Origin of the sequence: Terriglobus sp. YAF25, from assembly GCF_052113305.1 — a bacterium.
Taxonomy (GTDB): Bacteria; Acidobacteriota; Terriglobia; order Terriglobales; family Acidobacteriaceae; genus Terriglobus.
In genome coordinates this window covers 1-8,195 of sequence record NZ_JBFRCY010000178.1, presented here as the reverse complement: position 1 = coordinate 8,195, position 8,195 = coordinate 1, and the positions used below count along the sequence as shown (strand labels likewise).

General features: G+C 56.6%; 5 protein-coding genes and 2 pseudogenes. 4 read left to right on the top strand and 3 right to left on the bottom strand.

The window, feature by feature from the left end:
* Positions 1 to 397 precede the first annotated feature (397 nt).
* Positions 398 to 2,266, top strand: coding sequence for an alginate lyase family protein (locus AB4043_RS09545; protein ID WP_442301755.1), 1,869 nt, complete (start codon positions 398 to 400; stop codon positions 2,264 to 2,266).
* Between the two features lie 2 nt (positions 2,267 to 2,268).
* Positions 2,269 to 3,461: pseudogene (locus AB4043_RS09540) on the top strand (glycoside hydrolase family 88/105 protein).
* Between the two features lie 10 nt (positions 3,462 to 3,471).
* Here the strand turns inward: AB4043_RS09540 and AB4043_RS09535 are convergent.
* The 3 genes from AB4043_RS09535 to AB4043_RS09525 form a co-directional block, all read right to left on the bottom strand.
* The gene (locus tag AB4043_RS09535) at positions 3,472 to 4,149 is read right to left on the bottom strand and encodes a hypothetical protein (RefSeq protein ID WP_442301756.1); all 678 of its coding nucleotides are present in this window, start codon (positions 4,147 to 4,149) and stop codon (positions 3,472 to 3,474) included.
* 159 nt (positions 4,150 to 4,308) lie between these two features.
* Positions 4,309 to 5,109, bottom strand: a complete 801-nt coding sequence (locus AB4043_RS09530; RefSeq protein WP_442301757.1) for a Nif3-like dinuclear metal center hexameric protein — start codon at positions 5,107 to 5,109, stop codon at positions 4,309 to 4,311.
* Positions 5,106 to 6,041: a Nif3-like dinuclear metal center hexameric protein gene (locus AB4043_RS09525; RefSeq protein WP_442301758.1), complete on the bottom strand. Its 936-nt coding sequence runs from the start codon at positions 6,039 to 6,041 to the stop codon at positions 5,106 to 5,108. The genes AB4043_RS09530 and AB4043_RS09525 overlap by 4 nt, the downstream gene beginning before the upstream one ends.
* A 295-nt stretch (positions 6,042 to 6,336) precedes the next feature.
* Between AB4043_RS09525 and AB4043_RS09520 the strand changes: the two genes are divergently transcribed.
* Together AB4043_RS09520 and AB4043_RS09515 are read left to right on the top strand one after the other, a co-directional pair.
* Complete coding sequence (locus AB4043_RS09520; RefSeq protein ID WP_442306943.1) at positions 6,337 to 6,660, top strand: carboxypeptidase-like regulatory domain-containing protein; 324 nt, start codon at positions 6,337 to 6,339, stop codon at positions 6,658 to 6,660.
* A gap of 169 nt (positions 6,661 to 6,829) precedes the next feature.
* Positions 6,830 to 8,195: pseudogene (locus AB4043_RS09515) on the top strand (hypothetical protein); the annotation flags it as partial.

Genomic DNA, 8,195 nt, shown 5'->3' with positions numbered 1-8,195 from the left:
GGGCTGGGCCGTAACGTGCTCTGAATACGCCCAGATCGCTCTAGCTGGACATTCAATTCAAAAGACTTATGCGCGTATCGTAAGACTGAACTGTTCTGAACGTTGCCAGGTCAACCTTCTCCGCCTCAGACTTTGCCCGTATGTATTCTCGAGGATGCTTCCAAGCGATCTCAAACGCTGTGCGGGCCAAGAAAACGATGACTGTCATTCAGAACGAAGCTCTTCTCCTTGTCCCTCCAGATAGCAGGTACCAGTATTGACGCGGCGAGAGTTCCACCAAGTCCTGCTCAGCGCAGCGACAACCTTCCTGGGCCCCCGAATCGGCAGCGCAAAGCAACCCGCTTTCAAAACCTTCGTCCATCCTGGAATTCTTCATACGGCCGCGGATTTTGAACGGATGCGGCACGGTGTCGGGAACGCTGTCGAGCCGCTGGTTCAGGGCTTTGAGAAGCTTCGGGAGCATCCGTCCTCCCAAGCCGGCTACAAACCGCATCCTTTTGGCGACGAGATCGGGCGGAATCCATCGGTCAACTTTACCGAGTTCGACTCCGATGCAAACGCCGCCTATCAATGCGCCCTGATGGCCGCGATCACCGGCGAGTCCCCCTACGCGGCATTGGCCGGCGAGATCGTGCGCGGGTGGTCCAATTCGCTGCAACGCGTCTCCGGGGCAGATGCCGTATTAATGGCCAGCCTCGGTCCGTTCAAATTTGTGAATGCCGCTGAGATTCTCCGCTGGCTGGGTGAGTTGGGCCCCTCTGACACGGCAGCGTGTACCGCGATGCTACGGCGAGCCATCGTTCCCGCCATCCTTGATTTTGCTCCGTTCGCGAACGGCAACTGGGATACCGCAGCCGTCAAGACTATGCTGGCGATCGCCGTCTTTTGCGATGATCCGGTCCTGTTTGAGCGAGCAACCTCCTATTACCTTCACGGCGATGGTGACGGCCGGCTCACCCACTATATCTATGAGAATGGCCAGTGCCAGGAGAGCGGTCGCGACCAGCAACACACGCAGCTGGGTTTGGCGCACATGGGCGATGCCTGCCAGATCGCCTGGAACCAGGGATGGGACCTCTATGGGGCGCACGACAACCTGCTCCTGCGAGGCTTCGAGTACACGGCCTCCTACAATCTTGGCGGACAAGTGGATTTTCGGCCTGACCTGGACCGCACCGGCAAATACAGACATAAGGTCATCTCAGAACCCAGTATGCTGCGCCCGATCTACGAACAGATCTTTGCGCACTACCATCTGGTTCGCGGGCTTCCCACACCAAATCTCGCCAAGGCAGTGGAACAGATAAGACCGGAGGGACCAAGCCAGGGAGCGGACCATACGGGGTTTGGCACCCTGCTCTATACGCGCCCCGCACGAGACTCAGATTCACCGCCTCCGGACGTCATTCCAATCTCGCTTCATGCCCAACACACCACTCACGGTATTCAGCTCGACTGGCTCACGCCTCGGACAAAGAGGTCCTTCACTCTCCAACGAGCCGGAATGCGCTGGCCTGTTCCCTCCGGTACAACGCACTACACCGACGCGCACGTCAACGAGGGGCAACTATATACCTACCGCTTCTCCGCGCCCGCGAGTGATTCCTTTTCGCCGCTTCCTGTGACGATCACAGCAGGGCTTCCTCCCGGATGGAGAAACCAGCCTCTTGGCTCCTCATCAGGTACGGCGGATACTCAGTTCGACGGCAAGGTCTTCACCCTGATCACCGCAGGCAAAGGTCTGCTGCAACCCGAAGATGAAGGCCTGTTTGTGGCTGCACCAGCTTCCGCGACGCAGCTCTCGGTCCGTTTCATTCCCCAGGTTGCCTCTCAAGCCGCCGCGGTCGGACTCACTTACCGCACTGGGTTTGAGCAAAACGCACCCTGCGCCGTTTTGCTTCTAGGGCCGACGCAGGGTGATTTGGAAAGGCATGGCTGGGTATTGCGATTCTCCATGCGGGACTTCTCCGGGGAGATCACATCCATCTCGCAGATGGAATTGCCCGCGCCTGTCGTCCAATACGGACGGCTGATGAAACCCGTCTGGCTTCGTATGACGCGTAGAGATTCCTCCGTAATTGCCGCTTATTCGCTCGATGGCCACACATGGGCACAGGCCGGCGAAAGCCGGATGGTGCTTCGCGGCCGGTTGGGATTGATCGGAGCTTCGGGCGTCACCGAAGTCTCCACCGCTCTACGATTTGAACTCGTCGAAGATTCGTCGAACGAATCATTGCAATCTGCTTCCCCTGTAAGGACCACGTGAAGATGCTCATGGAAAAACCAGGAACTCTCGCTCTCATCTTCGTTATCGCGCTATCGAGTCTCGCAGGTCCTTTTGCGAAAGGACAATTGACTGAAAATGAAAAGAAGGCTGTCGTAGGCGACTCTCCGGCCGATCCTGGTCAAGTTGCCTCTGATCTCTCACCTGCCTTGCGGCGTTCGGAGATTCAAAAAGCCATGAGGATGGTCGCGGACTGGCAGAACGCGCGCATCGCTGACTCGCCCAGCCAGGACTGGACCTTCGCCACCTTGTATATGGGGATGCTTGCTGCGTCGAAGACCCTGCATGAACCGCGATATGAGAACACGGTTCTGAAGGTTGCAGAACACTATCAGTGGACTCTCGGACCACGCCAGACTCATGCGGATGATCAGGCAATTGGCCAGGCCTATCTGCAGCTCTATCGAGAGAGGTCTGATCCTGCCCGGATCGCACCGCTGCGCTCTCAGTTCGATCGCATCATGCAGACCCCCGACGATCCGGCCAAGCCCGTCTGGTGGTGGTGCGATGCTTTATTCATGGCCCCGCCGGTCTGGGCGGGCCTTTCCACGACGACTCACGATAGTAAGTACGTCGAGTATATGGACCGCGAGTGGCACGTCACCGCCGATCTGCTGTGGGATCCTCACGAGAAACTCTTCTCCCGCGATGCCAGCTATCTCGCAAAACACGAAGCCAATGGGCGAAAGGTCTTCTGGTCGCGTGGCAACGGATGGGTGATGGGCGGACTGGTTGAAGTACTGCAAGCTCTCCCTGAACGAGATAGCAGGCGTGCGTTCTATATTCAGAAGCTCAAGGAGTGTCAGAAGCAGTCGCTGCCATTCAAGGCGATGATGGGCTATGGCGCGCCGGACTGCTCGATGCCGGCGCCTATCCGCGTCCGGAGATCTCGGGATCCGCATTCTTTGTCTATGCCATGACGTGGGGCGTGAGGAACGGCATTCTCGACCGGAAACGCTATGAACCGGTTATTAGGCGAGCATGGGCAGGCGTCCTTAAACATATCTACGCTGACGGCCGGCTCGGTGATATTCAACCTGTCGGCGAAGCTCCCGGAGCATATGGCCCTGGAGCCAGCTATGTGTTTGGAGTCGGCGCCTTTCTGCTGGCCGGAACGGAACTGGACCACTGGGTCGCTGATCGGGCGCCAAGCAGCAAAGCCAGTGGACGCAGATAAAAGAGACCTCTTATGGAGCCGCCTTAAAGGTAAGGCCGCTGAAATGCCCTTCTGTCCCCGGACCGATCCAAAGAGCGATGCCGCCGGAGGAGTCACCTAACTTGAGATCATTCACAATCAGACAAGGCTGACTTGCGCCGTTCACATAGAGTCGAGCCTTCGTTCCGTCGATCGTGATGCGGTAGTGAATCCATACCCCCGGTTCAATATCCACGTAGCTCTCGTACTTCTCGGGAGCCTGTTTGCGAGATTCCGCAAAACTGAAATCCGGGTATTCGCTGTACTGCGTCGAATGGTTACGACGCACCTGGTCATCCGCACGACCGTTGGTGGGGCGTAGATAGATGTACTCGAATCGATCGTTTTGGAGATGGAACGCGATTCCGATAAAACCGCGCGCGCCCTCGGGAACTCCGGCGGCTGGTGCACCGGCAAGGTCCACCTCGATCGAACCATTGTGCAAGGCGGCGTCTTTTACAACGGCGTACGCCTCACCATTGGCGACCTGGCCGTCCTCTGTGACCTTGATCGCGTGCTTGCCACGATATTCCACGGCCGCCAGTTTCACCCTGTGAGGAACCAACTGACCGATCGCTTGGGAGGATGCAAAGGGTGTGCATGCAAACGGTACGGCGACGGAAGCCCACAAAACAGCTTTAGAGACGGTCATCATCTGTGTTTTTTTCATAGGTCTCCCCCCTCTCTGCCTTTCGACTCTAACTGATCCTTACGAAGGAGCTTCCGGAATTGTTCCACATGAGTACTCCCTCGCTTGGAAGCACGTCCAATACTTCAAAAATCCAGCACGCGGAAATAAAACCAGAGGGACAAGACCACCACGTCTCGATCATTTCGGAACCCAGAAAGGCTCTTCCGACCGAACAAGCTGAATTGGGACCTCAGGCGTAAACGACTTGATCCACTGGGCCATCTCAAGCATTCCCTGTTCTTCTGAGATGTTGTGCCCGAGCATAATCCATCCCTTTGGAATACCCAGAGTGGTCGCGTCAAGCACATATGCCGGGCTGTCCAGAAAGCCATCGCTCTCCTGCTGTTCTCCACTTACAACCACATCCACATCAGCACTGTTGATGGTGGGTGTTGCATAGCCCACACCGAGCTGCACACGGCTCACCTTCGCCTTCGGGTCACCCACGACTCTCAACGCTCGATCCCCGAGCTTCTTTTGAAATCCGGCTGCCAGTTCGCCGAGCGTTGTCTCCGGTAAAGTGAAATGGTGCGATTGAGGCGCCGTTTCATATTTGCTCTCCAGACCGAGAGCACGTGCGGCCCCAACGTAGATAAAGTCAGGCTTCTGCGCATGCATGTGATCGTGCATGCGAAAGACAACGATATCGTGTTCCCGCATAAACTCTGTCTTCAGTTTGTAGGTGGAGTCCCCCTCCACAAGATCAGTCTTATCCGGATCATTCCAATACGTATCTTCGTGCGGGATGATCATGTTGCATCCCTGCTCTGCAGCACGGCGGATCATGTCGTAGGAACAGAACATCGTCGCTGCGATTCCTTTGACGATGGTGTCTGGCCCTCCGAACTTGAAGGTGTCGCGATACGTGGCTGTTCGCCATGGAAAGCCGAGATTGGTCTTGATACGGGCAACGACATCACCCGCGGTCAATGTGCTCATAGCGTCGGTCTCCAGTAGGGATCTCCGGCGGAGATCCATGTTGATGAAATCTCAGGAACAATCGTCTTCAGCCACTGCGCGCAGGACTGCATGCCAGGACCTTCGGAGACGATGCGGCCGACAAGAATCAGCGATTTCTTTCCGCCGAGCGCTACCGCGTCGCGCACATATTCGACGGTTTCCCACTCGCGGACTTCGCCGGCAATGATGGTGTCTACTTCAGGGAGTATCTGGACTGCGGCCTGGAGAGGCGTCGATCCGGAAAGAAAAGCGACCTTTCGAATGCGCAAGCTCTGATTCCCTACAATGCGCATGCCTCCACGAGACTTAAGCGATCTCTTCACGTGGGAGGCGAGGGCATCGAGCGATGTCTCCGGGATGGTCAGATGAGCCGGATCTCCTGCGCCGATGAACTTCGACCATCCAAGCTCACTTGCGAGCCCCTGCGCAAATGGATCGGGTCTGCGTAGACGCCAATGATCGCTAAGTCGCAACACAACCAGATTGTGCTTTTTCGCGAACTCCGCCTTGGCCGTGAACACAGGATCGGCAGGTGGCGGAGCATTGGGGGCCTCGTTCTGAGGTATTCCCGGAATGCGGCGAACCGGAGGAGTCGGAGAATCCGCCTTTGCAAAAAAAGTGGGTTCACAGGTGACGATCATGTTCGCTCCTGCTTTGACTGCGGCGTTGAGCACATTCAACGATGCAAGCGCTGTGGTGGCGATTCCCGTAACGACCGTTGTAGCATCGCCTGTCTTGATGGTGTCGACCGTATCCGGCTTCCATTCGACGCCGACATTCTTCCGTATACGCTCGAAGATTTCCTGCGCAGTGACGCTACCGCTGATCGTACGCGCCACGGATGTCAGCGGTGCAGAAGCAACGCTGCTTGCTGTCAGGGCGACAAACTTTCGTCTTGAAATAAGGTGCATAGAGTTTCGTCTCTTGGTAAAACTCCGATTGTGGCTCTTTGAGAGGCGAACAACATCATAGCCTTACCCATGCCTCAAGCGGCGGACGATCTGCGATAAGGCATATTTGTCACGAAAGCTTTTCTAAATGCTTGCAAGAAGTTCACGGCTCTGGTGTATTTAAGCCAGTTCAAAAACCAGCGTGTCCCCCTTTCGGTCTTCTCCCCCCGACGTTTTAGTTCCACCCGATTGACACGCAAAATCACAACTGAATAGCGAACAAACAATACTTCCAATACCTTCGGAGGCAGTACTGATGAGACCTTCCAAGTTCTGGCTGGTGGTAGTGTACGTATGCTTGCTCTCGACCCGGGCCTGGTCGCAGGGAGCGACAACGCAATTGCGAGGGACGGTACTCGACCCGTCCGGAGCAACCGTGAAAGGTGCGGCCGTGCACCTGGTCAACCAGGCGAACTCACTCGCTTTTGATACGGTGACCAGTGACGCCGGCGAATATACCTTTCTCCAAATTCCGCCAGAGCTATATCTCCGACCAGTCGAACTCTACGGAGAGTCGCAATGGCACGGTCTCGGGCGCGCGCTCAGACCAGACGAATCTCACGCTGGACGGTGTCGATAATAACGATCAGATCCTTCCGGCAGCATTCTCCGGGGCTCTACGCACGCCAATCGACTCGGTCGCCGAGTTCCGCGTCGTCACCTCGAACGCAAACGCGGACACTGGCCGCAGCTCTGGCGGACAGGCTAATGTTGTCACCAAGTCCGGCGGTAACTCACTGCACGGCACGTTGTATGAGTACAACCGCAACAGTTTCGGACAGGCCAATGAGTGGCTGGTGAAGCAAGCACAGTTGGGCTCGGGTGAGCCCAACCGGCCAGGCAAGCTGATCCGCAACACCTACGGAGCGTCACTTGGCGGCCCAGTGAAGAAGGACAAGGTCTTCTACTTCGGCAACTACGAGGGGCAGCGCACCAACGAAGGTGTCCCCGTGATACGGACCGTTCCCAGCATGAGCCTACGCGCCGGTCAGTTGAAGTACGAGGATATAAACGGAGGGGTAACGACTCTTTCGGCCAGCCAGATCGCGGGCATGGATAGTTGCACGTCCACCTGCCCCTGGGGAGCAGGCCCAAACCCGAATGTCCTGTCGACCTTCACGCGCTACCCTGCACCCAACTCAAACACATCGAGCGATGCCTACAACCTGGGAACCCTGACGTTCTCTTCCCCGCAGCCTATTATCCTCAACACCTATGTCGCGCGTATCGACTTCAATCTGAACGATCACAATCAGATCTTTGCACGCGGGACCATGATGAATGACCGGAACTCAAGCCTGCAGTACTACCCGGGCAAGCCGGTCGGTAATTCAACCAACAACTCCAAGGGATTGGCGGTTGGCTACACCTGGACGCCGTTACCCTCCGTTGTCAACAACGTTCGCTTTGGTTTTACCCGGCAGAGCTATGCGACCATCGGTATCGGTCAGGGTGCATATGCCTCACTTCGTAATATCGATCTTCCTGAGTCGAACTCCCGCAGCACAAAGACGAACGTGCCGGTCTTCAACGTCATTGATGATTACAGCTATGCGAAGGGCCGCAACACGATTCAGGTTGGAGCAAACTGGCGGCATTTCAACTACAACAATCTGACCGATGCCAACTCGTGGGACGACTCCCTGGCGAATGCATCCTATCTGACGGGCTCCAGCATTTCGAACACCGGCGGCCCGCTCGATCCCGGCGCGTATGGATATTCTCCGGTAAGTGACGATTTCTCCACCAACTACGACTACGCGGCAACGGCGCTGATGGGCCTGATGTCGCAGACCACCAATCGTTATAACTACAAGGTCTCAGCAGATGGAAAGATAGGAACAGCGCTCGGACAGGGCGCCCCGGTAGCACGCGACTACCGCACGAACGAGTTCGAGTGGTACATCCAGGACACGTTCAAGCCCATCCCCAACCTCACCATCACCGCCGGCCTCCGCCACACCATTTTGCAGACTCCCTATGAAGCGAACGGCCAGCAGGTACAACCGACGATCGATTTGCATCAATGGTTCGTCAACCGCGGCACCGGCGCGCTTACAGGCCAGAGCATCCAACCGGACTTCGGCTTTGCTGCATCCGGAAAAGCGCATAACG

Excerpts from the sequence above, each read along its gene's own strand:
- AB4043_RS09545 (WP_442301755.1), top strand. The coding sequence starts at position 398 with ATGCGGCACGGTGTCGGGAACGCTGTCGAGCCGCTGGTTCAGGGCTTT.
- AB4043_RS09535 (WP_442301756.1), bottom strand. The coding sequence starts at position 4,149 with ATGAAAAAAACACAGATGATGACCGTCTCTAAAGCTGTTTTGTGGGCT.
- AB4043_RS09530 (WP_442301757.1), bottom strand. The coding sequence starts at position 5,109 with ATGAGCACATTGACCGCGGGTGATGTCGTTGCCCGTATCAAGACCAAT.
- AB4043_RS09525 (WP_442301758.1), bottom strand. The coding sequence starts at position 6,041 with ATGCACCTTATTTCAAGACGAAAGTTTGTCGCCCTGACAGCAAGCAGC.
- AB4043_RS09520 (WP_442306943.1), top strand. The coding sequence starts at position 6,337 with ATGAGACCTTCCAAGTTCTGGCTGGTGGTAGTGTACGTATGCTTGCTC.